Source organism: Nocardioides aquaticus, assembly GCF_018459925.1.
Taxonomy (GTDB): domain Bacteria; phylum Actinomycetota; class Actinomycetes; order Propionibacteriales; family Nocardioidaceae; genus Nocardioides; species Nocardioides aquaticus.
The window spans coordinates 1,503,063-1,524,659 of sequence record NZ_CP075371.1 but is presented as its reverse complement, the minus strand read 5'-3'; the positions used below and the strand labels follow the sequence as shown (position 1 = coordinate 1,524,659).

The 21,597-nt window shown below is 73.5% G+C and carries 19 protein-coding genes; 9 read left to right on the top strand and 10 right to left on the bottom strand.

Features of this window, described 5'->3' with window-relative positions; genetic code table 11:
- Positions 1 to 68: 68 nt before the first annotated feature.
- Positions 69 to 1,076, bottom strand: a complete 1,008-nt coding sequence (locus tag ENKNEFLB_RS07380) for an aldo/keto reductase family protein (RefSeq protein WP_214058596.1) — start codon at positions 1,074 to 1,076, stop codon at positions 69 to 71.
- Positions 1,077 to 1,154: 78 nt separating this feature from the next.
- Between ENKNEFLB_RS07380 and ENKNEFLB_RS07375 the strand changes: the two genes are divergently transcribed.
- The 3 genes from ENKNEFLB_RS07375 to ENKNEFLB_RS07365 are packed head-to-tail and all read left to right on the top strand — an operon-like array spanning position 1,155 to position 2,741.
- The gene (locus tag ENKNEFLB_RS07375) at positions 1,155 to 1,715 is read left to right on the top strand and encodes a GNAT family N-acetyltransferase (protein WP_214058595.1); all 561 of its coding nucleotides are present in this window, start codon (positions 1,155 to 1,157) and stop codon (positions 1,713 to 1,715) included.
- 4 nt (positions 1,716 to 1,719) lie between these two features.
- Complete coding sequence (locus tag ENKNEFLB_RS07370) at positions 1,720 to 2,427, top strand: AzlC family ABC transporter permease (RefSeq protein ID WP_214058594.1); 708 nt, start codon at positions 1,720 to 1,722, stop codon at positions 2,425 to 2,427.
- Entirely contained in the window at positions 2,424 to 2,741 is a 318-nt protein-coding gene (locus tag ENKNEFLB_RS07365) for an AzlD domain-containing protein (protein ID WP_246535893.1), read from the top strand. The genes ENKNEFLB_RS07370 and ENKNEFLB_RS07365 overlap by 4 nt, the downstream gene beginning before the upstream one ends.
- A gap of 244 nt (positions 2,742 to 2,985) precedes the next feature.
- On the opposite strand, the gene ENKNEFLB_RS07360 is transcribed toward ENKNEFLB_RS07365, so the two are convergent.
- Positions 2,986 to 5,040, bottom strand: coding sequence for a PTS mannitol transporter subunit IICBA (locus ENKNEFLB_RS07360; protein ID WP_214058593.1), 2,055 nt, complete (start codon positions 5,038 to 5,040; stop codon positions 2,986 to 2,988).
- Positions 5,041 to 5,269: 229 nt separating this feature from the next.
- On the opposite strand from ENKNEFLB_RS07360, the gene ENKNEFLB_RS07355 reads away from it, so the two are divergent.
- On the top strand, positions 5,270 to 6,328 hold the full coding sequence (locus ENKNEFLB_RS07355; protein ID WP_214058592.1) for a zinc-dependent dehydrogenase: 1,059 nt from the start codon (positions 5,270 to 5,272) through the stop codon (positions 6,326 to 6,328).
- A gap of 99 nt (positions 6,329 to 6,427) precedes the next feature.
- On the opposite strand, the gene ENKNEFLB_RS07350 is transcribed toward ENKNEFLB_RS07355, so the two are convergent.
- Positions 6,428 to 8,086, bottom strand: a complete 1,659-nt coding sequence (locus ENKNEFLB_RS07350) for a M4 family metallopeptidase (RefSeq protein WP_214058591.1) — start codon at positions 8,084 to 8,086, stop codon at positions 6,428 to 6,430.
- A 382-nt stretch (positions 8,087 to 8,468) separates the two neighbouring features.
- Positions 8,469 to 9,212 carry a 4-hydroxy-tetrahydrodipicolinate reductase gene (gene dapB / locus ENKNEFLB_RS07345; protein ID WP_214058590.1) on the bottom strand — a complete coding sequence of 248 codons (744 nt, stop codon included), beginning with the start codon at positions 9,210 to 9,212 and terminating at the stop codon, positions 8,469 to 8,471.
- A gap of 125 nt (positions 9,213 to 9,337) precedes the next feature.
- Between dapB and ENKNEFLB_RS07340 the strand changes: the two genes are divergently transcribed.
- The gene (locus tag ENKNEFLB_RS07340) at positions 9,338 to 9,859 is read left to right on the top strand and encodes a class I SAM-dependent methyltransferase (protein ID WP_214058589.1); all 522 of its coding nucleotides are present in this window, start codon (positions 9,338 to 9,340) and stop codon (positions 9,857 to 9,859) included.
- 33 nt (positions 9,860 to 9,892) lie between these two features.
- On the opposite strand, the gene ENKNEFLB_RS07335 is transcribed toward ENKNEFLB_RS07340, so the two are convergent.
- From ENKNEFLB_RS07335 to ptsP, 5 genes are all read right to left on the bottom strand, one after another.
- A complete protein-coding gene (locus ENKNEFLB_RS07335; RefSeq protein ID WP_214058588.1) occupies positions 9,893 to 11,275 on the bottom strand; it encodes a M16 family metallopeptidase in 1,383 nt (460 codons plus the stop codon).
- Between the two features lie 4 nt (positions 11,276 to 11,279).
- Positions 11,280 to 13,511 carry a polyribonucleotide nucleotidyltransferase gene (locus ENKNEFLB_RS07330; protein ID WP_214058587.1) on the bottom strand — a complete coding sequence of 744 codons (2,232 nt, stop codon included), beginning with the start codon at positions 13,509 to 13,511 and terminating at the stop codon, positions 11,280 to 11,282.
- 259 nt (positions 13,512 to 13,770) lie between these two features.
- Positions 13,771 to 14,046, bottom strand: coding sequence for a 30S ribosomal protein S15 (gene rpsO, locus ENKNEFLB_RS07325; RefSeq protein WP_246535892.1), 276 nt, complete (start codon positions 14,044 to 14,046; stop codon positions 13,771 to 13,773).
- A gap of 215 nt (positions 14,047 to 14,261) precedes the next feature.
- Entirely contained in the window at positions 14,262 to 14,441 is a 180-nt protein-coding gene (locus tag ENKNEFLB_RS07320; RefSeq protein WP_214058586.1) for a DUF6458 family protein, read from the bottom strand.
- Between the two features lie 104 nt (positions 14,442 to 14,545).
- A complete protein-coding gene (gene ptsP / locus ENKNEFLB_RS07315) occupies positions 14,546 to 16,246 on the bottom strand; it encodes a phosphoenolpyruvate--protein phosphotransferase (protein WP_214058585.1) in 1,701 nt (566 codons plus the stop codon).
- A gap of 100 nt (positions 16,247 to 16,346) precedes the next feature.
- Between ptsP and ENKNEFLB_RS07310 the strand changes: the two genes are divergently transcribed.
- The 4 genes from ENKNEFLB_RS07310 to ENKNEFLB_RS07295 all read left to right on the top strand — a co-directional run bounded on the left by ENKNEFLB_RS07310 (position 16,347) and on the right by ENKNEFLB_RS07295 (position 20,501).
- Positions 16,347 to 17,114 (top strand): DeoR/GlpR family DNA-binding transcription regulator, encoded by a 768-nt coding sequence (locus ENKNEFLB_RS07310; RefSeq protein WP_214058584.1) that lies wholly within the window; start codon positions 16,347 to 16,349, stop codon positions 17,112 to 17,114.
- Positions 17,111 to 18,085: a 1-phosphofructokinase family hexose kinase gene (locus ENKNEFLB_RS07305; protein ID WP_214058583.1), complete on the top strand. Its 975-nt coding sequence runs from the start codon at positions 17,111 to 17,113 to the stop codon at positions 18,083 to 18,085. Before ENKNEFLB_RS07310 ends, ENKNEFLB_RS07305 begins: the two co-directional genes overlap by 4 nt.
- Positions 18,082 to 20,166 carry a PTS fructose transporter subunit IIABC gene (locus ENKNEFLB_RS07300; RefSeq protein ID WP_214058582.1) on the top strand — a complete coding sequence of 695 codons (2,085 nt, stop codon included), beginning with the start codon at positions 18,082 to 18,084 and terminating at the stop codon, positions 20,164 to 20,166. The genes ENKNEFLB_RS07305 and ENKNEFLB_RS07300 overlap by 4 nt, the downstream gene beginning before the upstream one ends.
- A 77-nt stretch (positions 20,167 to 20,243) precedes the next feature.
- Positions 20,244 to 20,501, top strand: coding sequence for an HPr family phosphocarrier protein (locus tag ENKNEFLB_RS07295; protein WP_214058581.1), 258 nt, complete (start codon positions 20,244 to 20,246; stop codon positions 20,499 to 20,501).
- A gap of 64 nt (positions 20,502 to 20,565) precedes the next feature.
- Here ENKNEFLB_RS07295 and ENKNEFLB_RS07290 read toward each other — a convergent pair whose 3' ends face one another.
- Entirely contained in the window at positions 20,566 to 21,597 is a 1,032-nt protein-coding gene (locus tag ENKNEFLB_RS07290) for a hypothetical protein (RefSeq protein ID WP_214058580.1), read from the bottom strand.

The window sequence follows — 21,597 nt, the reverse complement described above, 5'->3', positions numbered from 1 at the left end:
CACGCACGAACGGGCCGGTGCGGCGTGGGACGACCACGCCGCACCGGCCCGTCGGCGTTGCGGTCGGCTCAGCCGAAGTCGCGCGTGGCCGGGGACTTCGTCTTGGCCGGGTCCTTCTCCGGCACCTCGCCCAGCGCGTCGTCGATCGCCGCGAGCGCGTCGGCGTCGAGGGTGACCCCGGCGGCCTTGACGTTCTCGGTGACCTGCTCGGGGCGGCTGGCGCCGATGATGGCCGAGGACACGTTGGGGTTCTGCAGCACCCACGCCACGGCGAGCTGCGCCAGGCTGAGCCCGGCCTCGTCCGCGACCGGCTGCAGCGCCTGCACCCGGGTGAGCACGTCGTCGTCGAGGAAGCGCTTGATCATGTCGGCGCCACCCTTCTCGTCGGTGGCCCGCGACCCGGCCGGCAACTCCGCGCCCGGCTTGTACTTGCCGGTCAGCACGCCCTGGGCGATCGGCGACCAGACGATCTGACCGATGCCGAGCTCCTCGCAGGTCGGGACGACCTCGGACTCGATGACGCGCCACAGCATGTTGTACTGCGGCTGGTTCGAGACCAGCGGGATCCGCAGCTCGCGGGCCAGGGCGTGCGCCTCGCGGATCTCCTCGGCGCGCCACTCCGAGACGCCGATGTAGAGCGCCTTGCCGCTGTGGACGACGTCGGCGAAGGCCTCCATCGTCTCCTCGAGCGGGGTCTCGTGGTCGTAGCGGTGGGCCTGGTAGAGGTCGACGTGGTCGGTGCCCAGGCGCCGCAGCGAGCCCTCGATGGACTCGGTGATGTGCTTGCGCGACAGGCCGTGGTCGTTGTGCGCTCCCGGCCCGGTCGGGAAGTAGACCTTCGTGAAGATCTCCAGACCCTCCCGTCGCTGGTCCTTCAGCGCCTTGCCCAGCACGGTCTCCGCCGCGGTGTTGGCGTAGACGTCGGCGGTGTCGAAGGTCGTGATGCCCTCCTCCAGCGCCTGACGGACGCAGGCCAGCGCGGCGTCCTCCTCGACCTGCGAGCCGTGCGTCAGCCAGTTGCCGTACGAGACGGCCGAGACCTTCAGGCCGCTCCTGCCCAGATTACGAATCTCCATGCCCCGACCGTACGCATCGCGCACCCACCCCTGCGTCCCCCCGCGACGCGGCCGGGGCACGGCTGCGACGATGCGGTCATGGCTGCCCAGGGAACCGGTCCGACCGCCGACGTCTCCGTGCGCGTGGCGTGGGCCGACGACGCCGCGGCCGTCGCCCGCGTCCAGGTGGCCACCTGGCCCGAGCAGTACGCCGGTCTCGTCGACCCCGCCGACGTCCCGTCGGGGCCCGAGGTCGAGGAGCGCGCCGCCGAGGTGTGGCGCACCTCGATGGTGAGCCCGGGCGACGCCCGCAACCGCGTCCTGGTCGCGCTGGAGCGCAACCGCGTCGTCGGGTTCGCCGTGACCGCGCCGGGCACCGACCCCGACTGCGACCCCGTCGCGGACGGCGAGCTGCTCGAGATCTGCGTCGCGCCCGACGACCGCCGCCTCGGCCACGGCTCCCGGCTGCTCCAGGCCGCCGCCGACACCCTCGTGGCCGACCGCTTCACACGCGCCGTGACCTGGCTGCGCGCCGAGGACGACGTACGCCGTCGCTTCCTCACCGAGGCCGGGTGGGCGCCGGACCAGGCCCACCGGGAGCTCGAGGGCCCCGGCGGCGTGCGCGCCAAGCAGGTACGCCTGCACACCGCCCTGGCCTGAGCCGGTGGACGCGCTCGCTCCCGACCAGCGTCGGGCGGTGCTGCGACAGGCGCTCGGCGTCGGGGTCGCCACCGGGGCGTACGGCGTCTCGTTCGGCGCGGTGAGCGTGGCCGCCGGGCTCTCGGTCGCGCAGACCTGCGCGCTGTCGCTGCTGATGTTCACCGGCGCCTCGCAGTTCGCGCTGGTGGGCGTGCTCGCCGCGGGCGGCTCGCCGTTCGCGGGCGCGGCGACCGCGGTCCTGCTCGGCACCCGCAACGCGTTCTACGGCGTCCGGATGGGCGCGCTGCTCGGCTGGCGCGGGGCCCGTCGGGCCGCGGCGGCCCACGTGCTGATCGACGAGTCGACGGCCGTCGGGCTGGCGCACGCCTCGTCGCGGCCGGCCGCCCGGCTGGGGTTCGCCGCCACCGGTGTCTCGGTGCTCGTGCTGTGGAACGCCGCCACCCTGGCCGGGGCGCTCGCCGGGTCCGCGCTCGGGGACCCTCGGCGGCTCGGCCTGGACGCCGCGGTCGGCGCCGCCTTCCTGGCCCTGGTCTGGCCGCAGGTGCGCGGCCGACGGGCCCTCGCGGTCGCGGCGGGCGCGGCGGCGCTGGCCCTCGCCCTGGTCCCGGCCACCCCGGCCGGGGTGCCGGTGCTCGCCGCCGTCGGGGTGGCGGTGCTGGGCGGCCTCCTCGCACCGCGGGGCGCGGCGGCGCCGCGGGGTGCGGCGACGTGAGCGCCGTCGCCGTGACCTGGCTGGCGGTCCTCGGGGCCTCGGTGGGCTGCTACCTCCTCAAGCTGCTGGGCCTGTCGGTCCCGGCGTCGCTGCTGGCGCACCCGGTGGTGGCGCGGACCGCCCTCCTGCTGCCCGTGGCGCTGCTCTCGGCCCTCGTGGCCGTCCAGGTGCTGGGCGGCGCTGGCGCGCTCGTCGTGGACGCCCGGCTGCCGGCGCTCGGGCTGGCGGCGCTGCTGCTGTGGCGCGGGGCGCCGTTCCTGGTCGTGGTGGTCGGGGCCGCCGCCCTGGCCGCCGTGCTCCGGCTGCTGGGCTGACCTCCGCCGGGCCGCGCCCGCCGCGCGCCGCGTGCGGCTCGGCGGCCGGACCCGGCCGGGGCAGGCAGCTGTAACGCTGTGTTACTGCACCTGGCGCAGCGCCACGACGCCGCACCTGACGATGTAACACAGCGTTACAGCGACGCGGCCGGCCGCCGGCCGACTCCGGGCCGGCCGCGGACGCGGACGAGGCCCGCTCCCCGGGTCGGGGGTGCGGGCCTCGTACGGGTGGTGGTGCTGGTGCTCAGACGCTGACCGAGCCCAGGATCTGCTGGACCTCCTGCGGGGTCGTCGCGGCCTCGAGCCGGGCGACCTGGGACTCGTCGAGGAACACCTCGGCGATCTTGCCCAGCAGCTTCAGGTGGTCGTCCCCGGCACCGGCGACACCGATCACGAAGGTGACGTCCTTGCCCTTCCACTGGATCCCCTGCGGGTAGCGGACGAAGGACAGCGCCGTGCGGTGGATGGCCGACTTGGCCTCGTTCGTGCCGTGCGGCAGCGCCAGCCGGTTGCCCATGTAGGTCGACACCGAGGTCTCCCGCTCGTGCATGGCGTCGGCGTAGGCCTGGTCGACCGCCCCGGTGCCCACCAGCAGCTCCCCGGCCTGAGTGATGGCCTCGTCGCGGGTGGACCCGCGACCGTCCAGGACGATCGCCTCCGTGGCCAGCAGCCCGTCACCGGCACCGCCAGTCGCGGCCTCCGCCGTCCCGCCGCCCGCGGCGGCACCGGCCATGGCCGGCTCCCGGTCGGGGGCGTTGGTCTGCTGGAGCAGCTCGACGATCTCGTCGTAGCGCGGGCTGGCCATGAAGTTGTCGACCGAGACGTGCGTGGCCGACGGCGTGCGCTGCTGGGCACGGGCGGTGAGGTCCTGGTGGGTGACCACCAGGTCGGCGTCGTCCCTCAGGTTCGAGATCGCCTTGTTCACCACGGTGACGTCGGTGAACCCGGCGCCCTGGACCTTCTTGCGCAGCACCGAGGCGCCCATCGCCGAGGACCCCATGCCGGCGTCGCAGGCGAAGACGATCGAGCGGATCGCCCCGGTGCGCTCCGCGGCGGCCCCGGTCAGGTTGCCGGCGACCGACGACTTCTTGCCCTTGCGGGCCTCCATCGCCGCGGTGGCGGCGGTCAGGTCGCCGTCGTCGTCGGAACGGTCCAGCTTGAGCAGGAACGAGGCGACCAGGAACGAGACGCCGGCGGCGGCCACCACGGAGGCGGTGACGCCGAGCAGGCTGCTCGGAGGCGCGGCGGCCCAGACGGCGATGATCGAGCCCGGGGAGGCCGGCGAGCGCAGGCCGGAGCCGAAGACCAGGTTGGTGGCGATGCCGGCCATGCCGCCCGCGATGACGGCGAGGATCAGCTTCGGCTTGGCCAGCACGTACGGGAAGTAGATCTCGTGGATGCCGCCGACGAACTGGATCACGATCGCCCCGGGGGCGGAGGCCTTGGCCGCGCCCTTGCCGAAGAAGGTGAAGGCCAGCAGGAGGCCGAGGCCGGGGCCGGGGTTGGCCTCGAGCAGGAACAGGATGGACTGGCCGGCGTCCTGCGCCTCCGAGGTGCCCAGCGGGGTCAGGATGCCCTGGTTGACGGCGTTGTTGAGGAACAGCACCTTGGCCGGCTCGATGAAGATCGAGGTCAGCGGCAGCAGGTTGTTCTCGACCAGCAGGTCGATGATCCGCGACGCGCCGTTGCTGAACTGCGTCACGAGCGGGCCGGCGATGACGAAGCCGAGGATGGCCAGGAAGCCACCCCAGATCCCGGCGGAGAAGTTGTTGACCAGCATCTCGAAACCGGGTCGGATCTTGTGCGACCACAGGGCGTCCAACTTCTTCATCGACCAGCCGCCGAGCGGGCCCATGATCATCGCGCCGAGGAACATCGGCACGTCGGCGCCGGTGATGGCCCCCATCGTCGCGATGGCGCCGACGACGCCACCGCGCAGGTTGTCGTCGTACATCATCCGGCCGCCGGTGTAGCCGATCAGCAGCGGCAGCAGGTAGGTGATCATCGGGCCGACGATCCCCGTGCCGTCGGCACCGGAGCCCCAGGCGCCGAGGTCCTCGACGAAGCCGTAGCCGCCGCCGTACCCGAGGGCGTCGCCGATCAGGGTGATCCACCCGGTCTCGATGAACAGGGCCGTGATCAGGCCCCAGGCGATGAAGGCCCCGATGTTGGGCAGGACCATGTTGGACAGGAACGTGCCGAAGCGCTGGACGCGCAGCCGGACGCCGCCCCCACCGCCGCCGTTCTCCGATGGTGAGTCAGCCGCGTGGTACGGGCTCGCGCTGGTGGTGGTGGCCATCCCAGACCCCTCCTGCTAGGGCCGGCCCAGGCCGGCGTCGACCGATCCGCAAGCCGCTGTGACAGCGGTCACGGATGTGTGAATGCCTTTGTAATACACGTCACGGCCCCGGTCAAGGGTTCCAATGCCACATGAACGGGTGCGACAACAACGCAACCGGGTATCGGAATCCGCGGCCCGCGCCGATACAGTGACTGGCGACACACCCGATGCAGCACCAGGAGGACAGATGAAGGCCCTGCGTTTCTACGCCCCCGAGGACATCCGGCTCGAGGACGTCCCGGAGCCGGAGTGCGGCCCGGACGAGGTCAAGCTGCGCGTGCGCAACTGCTCGACCTGCGGGACCGACGTCAAGATCCTGCACAACGGCCACCAGAACCTCACTCCCCCGCGCACGATCGGTCACGAGATCGCCGGCGAGGTCGTCGAGGTCGGCGCCGACGTCAACACGACGTACGGCTCCTCGTGGGAGGTCGGCGACCGCGCCCAGGTGATCGCGGCCGTCCCGTGCGGGGACTGCCACGAGTGCCGCAAGGGCTGGATGGCGGTCTGCCAGAACCAGACCTCGGTCGGCTACCAGTACGACGGCGGCTTCGCCGAGTTCATGATCGTGCCGAAGCAGGTGCTCAAGGTCGACGGCCTGAACCGGATCCCCGACAACGTGGGCTTCGACGAGGCCTCGGCCGCCGAGCCGTTCGCCTGCGCGATCAACGCCCAGGAGCTGCTCGGCATCGAGGAGGGCGACACGGTCGTCGTCTTCGGCGCCGGCCCGATCGGCTGCATGCACATCCGGATCGCCCGCGGCGTCCACAAGGCCGGCCCGGTCTACCTCGTCGACGTCAACGCCGAGCGGCTGAAGATGTCGGCCGACGCGGTCTCGCCCGAGGAGACCATCAACGGCGCCGAGGTCGACGTGGTCGAGCGGGTCATGGAGCTGACCGGCGGCCGCGGCGCGGACGTCGTCATCACCGCGACCGCCGCCAACGTCACCCAGGAGCAGGCCATCGCGATGGCCGCCCGCAACGGCCGGATCTCGTTCTTCGGCGGGCTGCCGAAGACCGACCCCACGATCACCTGCGACTCCAACGTCGTGCACTACCGCCAGCTGCACATCCACGGCGCCAACGGCTCCGCTCCCGAGCACAACAAGCGGGCCCTGGAGTACATCTCGACCGGCCAGGTGCCGGTCAAGGACCTGATCACCGAGCACATCCCGCTCGAGCGGGCGCTCGACGCCTTCGGCATCGTCCAGCGCGGCGAGGCCATCAAGGTCACCATCGAGCCCTGAGCAGCACCCCCACCAGCACGCACCACCCGCACGAGACGGACGCCGGCACTCCCCGAGTGCCGGCGTCCGTCGTCCGTGGGGCCACGGCCCCGGGCCGGGTCAGCCCACGCCCACCGCGGTCCAGGCCGCGCCCACGGCGGCCCGCTCGGCACTGTCCGCGCCGTACAGGTCGGAGGCGGCCTGCAGGGTGGTGGTCCGGGCGCCGGCGTAGTCGGTGCCCGAGGTCATGTAGACCGACAGCGCCCGGAACCAGATCCGCTGCGCGGCGTCGCGCCCGATGCCCGCCAGCGTGGAGCCGTCGCAGGTCGTGGAGGAGTGCGCGACGCCGTTGATCTGCCTGGCCCCCGACCCCTCGGCGAGCAGGTAGAAGAAGTGGTTGCCCACGCCCGAGGAGTAGTGCACGTCGAGGTTCTTGGTGTTCGCCGAGTAGCAGTTCGGGGAGCTGCCGTCGGAGATCGGGTCGTCCATCCGACGCAGGCCCTCGCCGCGGGCCAGGTCGAACTCCTCGCCGATCAGGTAGTCGCCCGGGTCCTCGGCGTTGCCGGCGTAGAACTCGACCATCGTGCCGAAGATGTCCGAGGTGGCCTCGTTGAGGCCTCCCGACTCACCGGAGTAGGTCAGGTTCGCGGTGTTCTCCGTGACCCCGTGCGTCATCTCGTGCCCGGCCACGTCGAGGGAGACCAGCGGACCGTAGCTCTGGCCGTCACCGTCGCCGTAGGTCATCTTCTCGCCGTCCCAGAAGGCGTTGACGTAGTCCTTGCCGTAGTGGACCCGGTTGACCGACCCGGTGCCGTCGCCGAAGATCCCCTCGCGGTCGTGGACGTCGAGGAAGTAGTCCCAGGTCGTGTCGGTGCCGTGCTGGGCGTCCACGGCGGCGGACTGCCGGTCGGCGGCGGTCCCGTCGCCGAAGACGGCGTCGGTGCTGGACACGACGGGACCGGTGGCGCAGCCGAGCCCCATCAACCCGCACAGGGCCGAGTCGGTCTTGTTGGCGACGTCGACCGTGGAGGTGCCCCCACGGGTCTGGTCGCGCAGCTCGAACCCGGCGCCGGTCGCCGTCACGTCCAGCGGGACCGAGCCGGAGTAGAGCGACCGGCCGTCCCCGTCGACGGTCTGCACGTGCTCCTCGGAGCGGAGCACCGCACCGGTGAGGGCGTCGACCGAGGTGGTGGCCCGGCTCGGGGTGCCGTCGGCCTGCCGCCCGGTGGTGGTGACCTCCCAGGCCAGGCGCGGGGACGGGCCGTACGCCTCGACGACCAGCTCGGGGCCGCCCTGGGTGGCGAACCCCTGGATGCCCTTGCTCAGCGACGCGGCGCCCAGCACCCGCCGCGCGGCGGCCGCCGGGGCCACCTGCGGGTCGGTGGCGAGCGCCAGGTCGTCCTCCAAGGTCTGGCTCACACCCTCCCAGGCGGCCCCGGGCCCCTGGTGCACCACGACGTCGCCGCCGCGCACCGGCAGCCCGGCGTAGGTGCGCTCGAGGCGCACGTGGCTGGTGCCGTCCGCGTCGACCACGGTGTCGGTGGCCCGCAGCTCCTGCGCACCCCTCCCCCGGGCGGCGTTACCCGGGACCCGGGCGGCCCCGGGGTGGGCGGTCAGGGCGGCGACGGCGGAGCGTACGAGCGCCTCGTCGGCGGCTGCTGAGGAGGGCCCGGCGGAGGGGGCGGAGGCGGCGGCCTGGAGGACGGAGAGGCCCAGGGCGCCGGTCGCGGCGACGGCGGCGACGGCGAGGCCCAGGGGGCGGGACGGGGTGGTGCGCATGACGGACCCTTCGGCAGACGGCGGGCGCCCGGTCGGGAGACGCCTGTGCTCCGACCGTCGCAGACCTGCCCGGTCCCCCCCAGCGCTACGGCGGCGCAGGGTTGTGCAGTGCAACGACCTGCAGAGTTCCGCAGCGGGCGGCGAACCGCGCCTCACGTGGTTCGCCGCGGCCGGCGCCCGAGGAGCGAGCGCCCGGGCCCCCGTGGTCGAGGAGCGAGCGCAGCGAGACCGGTCGCGGTGGGTCGATGTGTGATGTGCGTGCACCTGGTGGGTGAAGATCACACGTCGAGCGACATGACCGCCTGCACCTGCGCTGCGCGTCGAGCATCGGGTCGGGCGCGGTGACCACCGGGGCCGGCGCCGCCTCGGCCACCGGGCCCGGTCAGGGGAGGTCGAGCACGTGCTCCAGACCGACCGTCAGCCCCGGGCGGTCGACGACCGCCCGCACGGCCGCCACCGCCCCCGGGCCGAAGGAGGCCCGGTCGTAGGAGTCGTGGCGGATCTGCAGGGTCTCCCCCAGCCCCCCGAGCAGCACCTCCTGGTGGGCGACCAGGCCGCGCAGACGTACGGAGTGGACCGGGACGCCGGCCACGTCGGCGCCGCGGGCGCCGGGCAGCGCGGTGGTGGTCGCGTCGGGCGCGGGGGCGCAGCCGGCCCGCTCCCGGGCCTGCGCCACGAGCTCGGCGGTGCGGCGGGCCGTGCCGGAGGGGGCGTCGGCCTTGTCGGGGTGGTGCAGCTCGACGACCTCGACCGACTCGAAGAACGGCGCCGCCAGCGTCGCCAGCCGCATCATCAGCACGGCCCCGATCGAGAAGTTCGGGGCCAGCACCACGCCGAGGTCGGGCCGCTCCTCCAGCCAGCCGCGCAGGGTCGCGAGGCGGTCGTCGTCGAACCCGGTGGTGCCGACGACGGCGTGCAGCCCGTGGTCGCAGCAGAAGCGGAGGTGGTCCATCACGACGTCGGGGTGGGTGACGTCGACGACGACCTGCGCACCGGTGCCCGGACCGTCGCCGAGCAGCCCCTCCAGCGCGTCGCCGCGCCCGAGGCGCGCCACGAGCAGCAGGCCGTCCGCACGCTCGACGGCGTCGACGATGGCGGTGCCGAGGCGTCCGTGGGCGCCCAGCACACCGACGCGAAGGGGGCCGCGGACCGGTCGGGCACCGGGTCGGACGAGGGGTTCTCCGAGGTCACGGGGGTCGCTGCTGCCACGCCTGCCAACCTAGCGCCCGGGGTTCTGGCAGGCTGTGGCCCATGGTGGTGGACCAGATCCCGGCGCGCATCCGGTGGGCGGTGGACCTCGTCGACATCAAGCCCGACGACAAGGTCCTCGAGATCGGGTGCGGACCGGGCGCGGCCGCCGAGCTGATCTGCAGCCGGCTCGAGCCCGGCCAGGGCCGGCTCTTCGCGATCGACCGCTCGGAGTCCGGCGTCGACCGGACCAAGCGCCGCAACGCCGCGGCCATCGAGGACAAGCGGCTCACGGTCCGCCAGATCGACCTCGCGACCCTGCGGGTGCCGGTCAAGCGCCTCAGCAAGGTCTTCGCGTTCAACGTCAACCTGTTCTGGGTGCGCGAGTGCGTCGACGAGGTCGCGCTGCTCCACGACCGGCTCCGCCCCGGAGGCGTGGTCGGCTTGTTCTACGACGCGGCGCGTGAGGACCAGGTCCCCCAGATGATCGCGCAGGCAGGGGCCTCGCTCGAGAAGGGCGGCTTCCGCGTCTCCGCGCTGAAGAGCACGCAGCCCGCCGTGGTCGGGATCATCGGCCGGCGCTGAGCCCGACGCCGACGACCCCGACGGGGCGACCCCTCAGCCGGGTCCGACGACGGCGAGCACCTCGGGGCGGACGAGCACCTGCGCCGCGACCCGCCGTACGTCCTCCAGCGTGACCGCCGCGACCCGCTCGAGCACGTCGTCCACCCCGAGCAGCTCGTGGTGGACCAGCTCGGACTTGCCGAGGCGGTGCATCCGCGACGCGGGGTCCTCGAGGCCGAGCACCAGTCCCCCGCGCAGCTGGCCCTGGCCCAGCGCCAGCTCGGCGGCGTCCAGGCCGTCGGCGGCGACCTTCGCCAGCTCACCGCGGACGGTCGCCAGCACCTCGTCGAGACGGTCCGGCAGGCACCCCACGCTGACGCCCACCAGGCCGGTGTCGGCGTGGTGGGAGGAGAAGGAGAACACCGAGTACGCCAGCCCCCGCCGCTCGCGGACCTCCTGGAACAGCCGGCTCGAGGTGCCGCCGCCGAGCGCGGTGTTCAGCACGCCGAGGGCGTAGCGGTCCGGGTCGTGCCGGGTCATCCCCTCCACCGCGAGCACCACGTTGGCCTGCTCGAAGGAGCGGCTCAGCCGCGCCTGGCCGGCCCGGACCGGGACGACGACGTCGCTCGAGCGCGGCGCCGCCGGGCCCGCGACGCCGTCGAGGAACCCGCCGCGGCCGAAGGCCCGCTCGACCTCGGCGACCACGTGGTCGTGGTCGAGCGCCCCGGCGGCCGAGACGACCATCTGCCCGGGCCGGTAGTGCCGGCCCAGGAAGTCGACGATGCCGTCCCGGGTCTGGGCCTGGATCGAGGCCTCCGTGCCGGCGATGGAGCGCCCCAGGGGCGTGTCGGCCCCGAAGGCGACCTCGGAGAGCAGCTCGTGGACGACGTCGTCGGGGTCGTCCTCGTGCATCGCGATCTCGTCGAGGATGACGTCCCGCTCGGCCTCGACCTCGTGGGCGTCGAGCAGCGAGCCGGTGACCATGTCACCGAGCACGTCGACCGCGAGGTCGAGGTCCTCGCCCAGCACGCGGGCGTGGAAGCAGGTGTACTCCTTGGCCGTGAAGGCGTTAAGCTCGCCGCCCACGGCGTCGAGCTGGACCGAGATGTCGAGCGCGGAGCGCTCCGCGGTGCCCTTGAACAGCAGGTGCTCCAGGAAGTGCGAGCTGCCGTGCTCGGCGGCGGTCTCGTCACGGGAGCCGACGCCGACCCAGACGCCGACGCTGGCCGAGCGGGCCCCGGCCATCTCCTCGGTGACGACCCGCAGGCCCGCAGGCAGCAGCGTGCGCCGCACCGTCGAGGTCACCCGGCCGAGCGCGTCACGCTCGGTCAGGAGGGTCTGCGTCGTCCCGGGCCGCAGCGGCGGCGACCCGCCCTCCCCGGGACCACGAGGGTCCCGGGGAGGGCGGGTCGCACGCTGCGGCGGGGTCTCCCCCACGGGCTCAGGCCTCCTCGGCCTCGGCGTCGTCCGCGCCACCCTCGGCGGACTCGTCCACGACCGGGATCAGCGAGAGCTTGCCGCGGTCGTCGATCTCGGCGATCTCGACCTGGACCTTCTGGCCCACCGACACGACGTCCTCGACGGCCTCGACGCGCTTGCCACCGGCCAGGCCGCGCAGCTTGCTGATGTGCAGCAGGCCGTCCTTGCCGGGCAGCAGCGAGACGAAGGCGCCGAAGTTGGTCGTCTTCACCACGGTGCCGAGGTAGCGCTCGCCGACCTCGGGCATCGTCGGGTTGGCGATCGCGTTGACGGCCTGGCGGGCCATCTCGGCGGCCTCGCCGTTGGTGGCGCCGATGTAGATGGTGCCGTCGTCCTCGATCGACAGGCTCGCGCCGGTGTCGTCCTGGATCTGGTTGATGACCTTGCCCTTGGGCCCGATCACCTCGCCGATCTTGTCGACCGGGATGCGCACGGTGATGATGCGCGGCGCGTGCAGCGACATCTCCTCGGGCTCGGCGATCGCCTCGTTCATGACGTCGAGGATCGCCAGGCGGGCGTCCTTGGCCTGGTTCAGCGCAGCACCCAGGACCTCGGCGGGGATCCCGTCGAGCTTGGTGTCGAGCTGGAGGGCCGTGACGAACTCACGGGTGCCGGCGACCTTGAAGTCCATGTCGCCGAAGGCGTCCTCGGCACCGAGGATGTCGGTCAGCGCGACGTACTGGGTCTTGCCGTCGACCTCGCCGGAGATGAGGCCCATCGCGATGCCCGCGACGGGCGCCTTGAGCGGCACGCCGGCCTGGAGCAGCGACATGGTCGAGGCGCAGACCGAGCCCATCGAGGTGGACCCGTTGGAGCCCATCGCCTCGGACAGCTGGCGGATGGCGTACGGGAACTCCTCGCGCGAGGGCAGCACCGGCAGCAAGGCGCGACGCGCCAGGGCGCCGTGGCCGACCTCGCGGCGCTTGGGCGAGCCCACGCGACCGGTCTCACCGGTGGAGAACGGCGGGAAGACGTACTTGTGCATGTAGCGCCGCGACTTCTCCGGCGACAGCGTGTCGAGCTTCTGCTCCAGCGTCAGCATGTTCAGCGTGGTGACACCCAGGATCTGGGTCTCGCCGCGCTCGAACAGCGCCGAGCCGTGCACGCGCGGGATGACCCCGACCTCGGAGTGCAGCGGACGGATGTCGGCGAGGCCGCGGCCGTCCATGCGGACCTGGTCGCGCAGCACGCGCTCGCGCATGGAGGACTTGTTCAGCGCACGGAACGCGGCGCCGATCTCCTTCTCGCGACCCTCGAAGTCGCCGCCGATCTTCTCGAGCAGCGCCGCCTTGATCTCGTCGGTGCGCGACTCGCGGTCCTGCTTGTCGGCGATGGTCAGCGCCTGGGCGACGTCACCCTTGACCGCGGCCTCGACCGCGGCGTAGACGTCGTCCTCGAAGTCCAGGAAGACCGGGAAGTCGGCGACCGGCTTGGCGGCCTCCTTGGCCAGCTCGGCCTGGGCCTCGCACAGCTGCTTGATGAACGGCTTCGCGGCGTCGAGGCCCTGGGCCACGATCTCCTCGGTGGGGGCCTGGGCACCGGAGCGGACGAGCTCGAAGGTCTGCTCGGTGGCCTCGGCCTCGACCATCATGATCGCGACGTCGCCGGACTCGGTGACCCGGCCCGCGACGACCATGTCGAACACGGCGCTCTCGAGCTGGCTGTGGGTCGGGAACGCCACCCACTGGCCGTCGATCAGCGCGACACGGGTGCCGCCGACGGGGCCGGAGAACGGCAGGCCGGACAGCTGGGTGGACAGCGACGCGGCGTTGATGGCCAGCACGTCGTAGGGCATCTCCGGGTCGAGCGCCATGACGGTGATGACGACCTGGACCTCGGTGCGCAGGCCCTTCTTGAAGGTCGGGCGCAGCGGGCGGTCGATCAGGCGGCAGGTGAGGATCGCGTCCTCGCCGGGACGCCCCTCGCTGCGGAAGAACGAGCCGGGGATCTGCCCGACGGCGTACATCCGCTCCTCCACGTCGATCGTGAGGGGGAAGAAGTCGAGGTGGTCCTTGGGGTGCTTGCCGGCGGTCGTCGCCGACAGCAGCATGGTCTCGTCGTCGAGGTAGGCGGTCACCGATCCGGCGGCCTGCCGGGCCAGCAGCCCGGTCTCGAACTTGACGGTGCGGCGGCCGTGCTTGCCGTTGTCGATCACGGTCTCGACGGCCGAGATGGTGGGCTCTGCGTAGGTCATGTGTCTGGTGGTTCCTCACTGTTCGCGGAGCGGCCGCGGGCGTCCGCCCGAAACGGGGCGGGACCTCGTCCTTCGAGGTGGCCGGTCTTCGATCGAGACCGCAGGCGGCCCGCGCGAGGCGGGGTCCTGCTGGTCACTACCGAGGACCGGGCCCGGTCGGCTCGGGGCCGCTCCTGGACTTGTCGCTGGTCGTGCGGGGTGCTGCTCGCGGTGTGCCGGGAAAGCACGGAAGGGCCCACCGAGGTGGGCCCTTCACGAGTCAGCGGCGCAGGCCGAGGCGCTCGACGATCGAGCGGTAGCGGTCGATCTCGGTCTTGCGCAGGTAGTTCAGCAGCCGCCGGCGCTGGCCGACGAGCAGCAGCAGACCACGACGGCTGTGGTGGTCGTGCTTGTGGGTCTTGAGGTGCTCGGTGAGGTGGGAGATGCGGAAGCTGAGCAACGCGATCTGGACCTCGGGCGAACCGGTGTCGCCCTCGGTCGTGGCGTACTCGGCGATGATCTTCTTCTTGGTCTCCGCGTCGGTTCCGATCGACACTCGGGTTCTCCTTCGGCTCGTTGCGCGGCGCGCCGGGGCAGGTCCACCCGGGCACTCTGGATCCGCGGCCGTCTGACGGCTGGGGTACGACGGGCACAGGATCGCGCCCGGGCCCGGTTCCGTCGCGGGGCGACGGGCGGGCCAACCGGTGAAGACTAGCAAGGGCGGCGCCCGCGGCCCAACTCAGCGCAGGTCGGACGGGGCCCGACGCGCGGTCAGGCCCGGGGCGTACGCCTCGGCGTCGTGACGGCGGTCAGCACGATGACCAGCACGCCCGTCCCCGCGAGGATCCAGCCGAAGGTGATCACCTCGACCGGGCCGACCTGCACCTCGTTGACGGCGAAGACCAGGATCAGGCCGAGAGCGAGCAGGAAGACGCCGAGTCCGTAACCCATCGAGGAGCCTCCAGGTGGTGCGGGGAGGTCGGGGACGCCGACCGGTGACCGCGCAATCTAGCCAGCCGGCCGCCGGGTCGACCTCACCCGGTGGGCGACCCGGCTCAGGCCAGCACCGCGAGGACGGCCTCGCGTGCCGCGGCCGGGTCGAGCGCGCCCAGCGCCGCCTGCGCCGCCCGGGCGCACTGGTCGTCGGAGGTCGTGGCCAGCCGCGCACCCACCGACCGGACCGCGGCCGCGGCCATCGACAGCGAGGTCACGCCCAGGCCGACGAGGACGCACGCCAGCAGCGGGTCGGCAGCGGCCTCGCCGCAGACGCCGACCGGCTTGCCGGCCCGCCGTCCGGCCTCGGCCGTCATGGCGACCAGCTTCAGCACCGCCGGCTGCCACGGGTCGGTCAGGTGGGCCAGCTGGGTGGCCATCCGGTCGGCCGCCATCGCGTACTGCGTGAGGTCGTTGGTGCCGATCGAGAGGAAGTCGACGTGCTCGAGCACCTGGTCGGCCAGCAGCGCGATCGCCGGCACCTCGACCATGATCCCCGCCACCAGGCCGCGCTCGCGGACCTGGGCGGCGAACGCGGCGGCCTCGGCGACGGTGGCCACCATCGGCGCCATCACCTGCACCTGGACGCCGGCCTGCTGCGCGGCGGCGGCCACCGCGTCGAGCTGACGCTCGAGCAGACCGGGGTCGTCGAAGGAGAGCCGCAGCCCGCGCACGCCGAGCGCGGGGTTGTCCTCGCCCGGGAGCGTGGCGAAGGCCAGCGGCTTGTCGGAGCCGGCGTCGAGGGTGCGGAGCACGACCTGGCGGCCGGCGAAGGCGTCGAGCACCTCGCGGTAGATCGCGGTCTGCTCCTCCACGGTCGGCTCCTCGGCGCGGCCCAGGAAGCACAGCTCGGTGCGGAACAGCCCCACGCCCTCGACGGGCTGCCCCTGCGCACCGCGGGCGCTCTCGCCGTCGGCGACGTTGGCCAGGAGCTTCACCGCGGTGCCGTCGGCGGTGGCGCCGGGCCCGTTCCACGCCTCGGCGCGGGCCCGGTCCTCGCGGGCACGCTCGACCATCGCGCGGGCCTCGTCGGGGTCCGGGTCGGGGTCCACCGTGCCAGCGGTCGCGTCGACCAGGACGTGCGCGCCGGTGGTCAGCCCGGTGGCGCCGCCGACCCCGACGACGCAGGGGATCCCGAGCTGGCGGGCGATGATCGCGGTGTGGCTGGTGGGCCCGCCCCGCTCGGTGACCAGCGCGAGCACGGTGCGCGGGTCGAGACCGGCGGTGTCGGCCGGGGCGAGGTCGTCGGCCACCACGACCGACGGCGTGCCCGGGTCGGTGACCCCGGGCTCGGGGGCGCCGACGATCCGCGCCACCAGCCGCTTCTCGATGTCGCGCAGGTCGGTGGTCCGCTCGGCCATCAGCCCGCCCACCGCCTCGAACTTCTCCACGAACTCCGTCACCGCGCCCCGCACCGCGGTGACGAGGTCGTCCTCGGCGAGCCGGCGGCGTACGGCCTTGCGCATCCCCTTGTCCCGGGCCAGGCCGGCGCTGGCCACGAGGACCTCGGTGGCGGCGCCGGAGGCACGTCCGGCCTTGGTCTCGTACCCGGTCGCCACCGCCGCGACCGCGTCGTCGTAGGCCCCCAGCGCGGCCTCGTCGTCGGCAAGTCCGCCGTCGCCGAAGGCGGCGACCGCCTCGGCCGGAACGTCGTCCTGGACGAGCACCACGGGGCCGTAGGCGGCGCCGGGCACCACGGGCGCGCCGCGGAGCAGGGAGCGGGTGTCGGAAGGGGTGTCGGTGACGGTGTCGCTGGTGACCATGCTCACATCCTAGGGCCGCGGACCCTTGACAGTCCACATGAATACCAACTAAAACAACACATACGCAGATCACGACCACGTGTCCGGGAGGTGACGAGGAATGTACGCCGAGGAACGCCAGCAGGCCATGGCCCGACTCGTCTCCGACCGCGGCCGGTTGTCGGTGGCCGTGCTCGCCTCGGAGTACGACGTGACCACCGAGACCATCCGCCGTGACCTCAGCACGCTGGAGCGCCTGGGCCTGGTCCGCCGCGTCCACGGCGGTGCGGTGCCCGCCCACGCCCTGCCCGTGATCGAGCCGGCGCTCGGCGACCGCGACCGGGCGCACGCCGAGGCCAAGGACCGCATCGCCGCGGCCGCCCTCGCCCTGCTCCCCCGGCCCGGGGCCACCGTGCTCATCGACGCCGGCACCACGACCGGGCGGCTGGCCGCCCTGATGACCCCGGGACACCGCCTGAAGGTCTGGACCCACGCCGTGCCGCTGGCCGCCCGCCTGATCGGCCTGCCCGGCGTCGAGCTGCACCTGCTGCCCGGCACGGTCCGCGAGACCACGCAGGCCGCGGTCGGCCCGGACACCGTCGAGTCCCTGGGCCGGCTGCGCGCCGACGTCGTGTTCCTGGGCACGAACGGCATCTCCCTGCTGCACGGCCTCTCCACGCCCGACGTGGAGGAGGCCGCCACCAAACGAGCCCTCGTCGGGGCGGCACGCCAGGTCGTGGTGCTCGCCGACGCCAGCAAGATCGGAGAGGAGAGCACCGTGCGCTTCGCCACCCTGGCCCAGGTCGACGTCCTGGTGACCGACGACGCCCTGTCGTCGGACGACCGGACCGACCTCGAGCACGCCGGCGTGGAGGTGGTGGTCGCGTGATCCTCACCCTCACCGCCAACCCCAGCACCGACCGCACGCTGACGCTGTCCGGCGCCCTGCGCCGCGGCGGCGTGCAGCGTGTCGAGGCCGTCATCTCCCAGGCCGGTGGCAAGGGCGTGAACATCTCCCGGGCCGCCGTCGCCGCCGGCGAGGCGACGCTCGCGGTCATCCCCGCGGACACCGACGACCCGTTCGTCCGCCAGCTCCACGCCGCCGGGATCGCCTGCGAGGCCGTCCCGACGTCCGGGCCGCCCCGGGTCAACCTCACCATCAGCGAGCCGGACGGGACCACCACCAAGCTCAACAGCCCCGGCCCGCACCTGGACGACGCCGCCGCGGCACGGCTGCGCGACGTCCTGGTCTCCCGGGCCGCCGGCGCCGCCTGGGTGGTGCTGGCGGGCTCGCTGCCGCCCGGCGCGCCCGAGGGCTGGTACGCCGAGCTCACCCGCGCGCTGCACGGCACCTCGGCCCGCGTGGCCGTCGACACCAGCGAGGCCCCGCTGCGCGCGCTCGTCGACGCCTTCGACGGCGACCCGGCCGGCTGCCCGGACCTGATGAAGCCCAACGGCGAGGAGCTGGCCTCGCTCACCGGCGGCGACCCCGTCGCGATCGAGGCCGACCCGGCCGCGGCCGCCGCGGCCGCCCGGGTCCTGCTCGACCAGGGGGTCGGGGCCGTCCTGGCCACGCTCGGCGCCGGCGGTGCCGTCCTGGTGACGCCCGAGGGCGCCTGGCACGCGGCTCCTCCGCCGACCGAGGTCGTCAGCACCGTCGGCGCCGGCGACTCCAGCCTCTTCGGCTACGTCCTGGCCGACCTCCGCGGGGAACCCCCCGCCCACCGACTCGCGCTCGCCGTCGCCTACGGCAGCGCGGCCGCCGGACTCCCCGGCACCACCATCCCGGAGCCCTCCCACGTCGACCCCGGTCGCGTACGGGTCTCACCGCTGCACGACCACCCTGGAGCGAGAGCATGACCGACTTGATCACCACCGACCTGGTGCGGCTCGACGCCGCACTCGGCTCGGACAAGCACGACGTGATCCGCGCCCTCGCGGCCGTCGTCGACGAGGCCGGCCGGGCCACCGACGCCGGCCAGCTCGTCGAGGACGCCCTCGCCCGCGAGGCCACCTCGTCCACGGGCCTGCCCGGCGGGATCGCGATCCCGCACTGCCGGACCGCCGGCGTGGAGGTCCCGACGCTGGCCTTCGCCCGCCTCGAGCCGCCGGTCGACTTCGGCGCCAAGGACGGCCCGGCCACCCTGGCCTTCCTGATCGCGGCCCCGGCCGGCGGCGACGCCACCCACCTGACGCTGCTCACCGCGCTCGCGCGGTCGCTGGTCAAGCCGGACTTCACCCACGCCCTGCGCACGGCCACCACGCGCGAGGAGGTCGTCCGGCTGATCAGCGAGGTCGTCGGGGACTCCCCCGCCGCCCCTGCCGCGGCTCCGGCCGCCGCTGCTCCTGCTGCCGCGGCGCCGGCCGCTGCGGGCGGCGCCCGCCGCCGCCTGGTCGCGGTCACCGCCTGCCCGACCGGCATCGCCCACACCTACATGGCCGCCGAGGCCCTCGAGGCCGCCGCCGAGCGTGCCGGGGTCGAGCTGGCGGTCGAGACCCAGGGCTCGGCCGGCTCCAAGCCGCTGGCCCCCGGCGTCATCGCCGCGGCCGACGCCGTCATCTTCGCCGTCGACGTCGGGGTCCGCGACCGGTCCCGCTTCGCGGGCAAGCCGCTGGTCTCCTCGGGTGTCAAGCGCCCGATCGACGAGGGTGACGCCATGATCGCCGAGGCCCTGCGCGTCGCCGACGACCCGCACGCCTCGCGGGTCGAGGGTGCGGCCGGCAGCGGCGGCGAGGACCGCGGCAGCGCCGGAGAGAGCTTCGGCGGCACCGTGCGCCGGGTGCTGATGACCGGTGTCTCCTACATGATCCCGTTCGTCGCCGCCGGCGGCCTGCTGATCGCCCTCGGCTTCCTTCTCGGCGGGTACGAGATCGTCTTCAGCGCCACCAAGGACGGGGCGGTCGTCCCGATCGCCAGCGACGTCGCCCTCAACAACAGCCTCTTCAACCTGCCGGACCCCGCGGCCTACACCGAGATGCCCAACGGCACGAGCCTGCAGAACGGGGCCTTGTTCACCTACCTCGCCTCGCTGCTGATCGTCCTCGGCCAGGCCGCGTTCGGGTTCCTCGTCCCTGCCCTGGCCGGTTACATCGCCTACGCGATCGCCGACCGCCCGGGCATCGCGCCCGGCTTCGTGATGGGCGCCATCGCCGTCACCACCGGTTCCGGCTTCATCGGCGGCATCATCGGCGGCGTGCTCGCCGGGCTCATCGCCAAGTGGATCGCCGGCTGGTCGATCCCGGCCTGGGCGCGCGGGCTGATGCCGGTGCTGGTGATCCCGCTGCTCACGGTCCTCCTGGCCGGCTTCGTGATGCTCGTCGTCCTGGCCCAGCCGCTGCAGGCCCTCACCACCGGGCTCAGCGACGGCCTGACCTACATGGGCGAGCGCCCCGGCCTCTCGGTCCTGCTCGGGGTGGTCCTCGGCCTGATGATGGCCTTCGACATGGGCGGCCCGCTGAACAAGACCGCCTACGCCTTCGCCACCACCGGCCTGTCCGCCGCCGCGACCGCCACCGACGCCCCCGAGCTGCGGGTGATGGCCGCGGTGATGCTGGCCGGGATGGTCCCGCCGATCGCGCTGGCCCTGGCCACCGTCATCCGCCCCCGACTCTTCTCGGCCCCCGAGAAGGAGAGCGGCAAGGCCGGCTGGCTGCTCGGCGCCTCGTTCATCACCGAGGGCGCCATCCCGTTCGCCGCGGCCGACCCGCTGCGGGTCATCCCCTCGATCATGGTCGGCAGCGCGGTCACCGGCGGGCTCTCCCAACTCTTCGGCGTCAGCCTGCGCGCCCCGCACGGCGGGATCTTCGTGCTCTTCGCCGTCGACGGCGTGCTCGGCTTCATCGTGTCGCTGGCCGCCGGCGTGGCCGTGGCCGCCGCCCTGGTGGTCCTGCTGAAGTCCACCGCCAAGGTCAAGGACGCCGACGTGCTGGTCGCGGCGTGACCGGGGCCATAGGTTCACACCCGTAGGTTCTGCACCACGTCCGCACCACGCGTACCACGATCCGTGAAGGAGCTCCCATGCCCAGCAAGACCGTCACCGTCGGCTCCGCCGTCGGCCTGCACGCCCGCCCCGCCGCCCTGATCTCGGAGGCGGCCGGCGACCTGGACTCGGACGTCTCCATCGGCCTGCCCGGCGGCACCCCCGTCGACGCGGCGTCGGCGCTGATGATCATGACCCTGGGTGCCGGCAACGGCGACACCGTCGAGGTCTCCGGCGACGACCAGGGCGACGTCGACGCGATCGCCGCACTGGTCGAGAAGGACCTCGACGCCTGAGGTCGTCCGACCGCACGGCCGCACCACCCGTACGTCCCGCAGCCCCTGCTCCCGCCCCGGCGGGTCAGGGGCTGCGGCGCGTGCGCAGGGTGAGGTAGACCGCGCGCATCCCGACCGCGGTGCGCAGCTCGCTGACCACCGAGGCGAAGAAGTGCTCGCGGTAGGTCTCGTCGGTGACCGTCGAGACCGTCAGGTAGAGCGAGGAGAACGCGGCGAGGAAGAGCGAGACCTGGAACAGCGGCACCGAGACGTTGCTCAACCCCGGCAGCTGGCGCAGGTCCGCCGGGTCGAGACCGGTCCACGCCAGCTGGACCTCCTCGTTCATCGCCAGGGTGCCGAAGAGCAGGAAGAACAGCAGCACGGTGCCGGCCAGCAGCAGCACCTGGACGGCCTGGATGACCAGCAGCACGATGACCAGGTTCCAGCGCTCGAAGCCCTCGACCTGCGCGTGCGCCACGACCTCGTCGCCGCGGCCCTCCTCCAGCACCTCCTCGCAGGCCTCCTCCAGCGGTGTGCCGGCGCAGGCCCGGCGCAGGAAGTCGGCGTCGACGGCGTCGTCGACGAGGTCGACCTCCTCGGGCAGGCGCACCAGCAGGAAGCCGAGGGCCAGCCCCACGAAGAGCAGCACGACCAGCCACAGGGTGCCGGTGGTGAGTGAGGCGGAGAGCTGCCAGACCTCGGCGTTGATGAACAGGAAGGTGACGAAGACCAGCAGCAGCGGCAGGGCGCGGGTCATCATCGGCAGCAGTGCCCGCAGGCTGCCGAAGGTGCGTCCCAGCGCCCAGGTCACGATCGGCCCGGCGCGCAGCACCGTCAGCGCGTACGCCGTCGCGCCCGCCGCGCCCAGCGACAGCAGGACCGCCGGGGCGGTGCTGACCTGCCCGGTCGCCCAGGCCAGCAGCCCGGCGGCGGCCGCCGAGACGAGCAGGACCAGCACCGCCAGCGGGACGAGCCGTCGCGGTCGCAGCCCGTCCCGGACGCGGCCGCGCACCTCGGGGACGAAGTAGGTCAGGCCGTGCGCGAGGAACCAGGCGTCCGCCGCGGCCAGGACGTCCGGGACGGGGCGTCGGGAACGGCGGCGCGGGGCCGCGGCCAC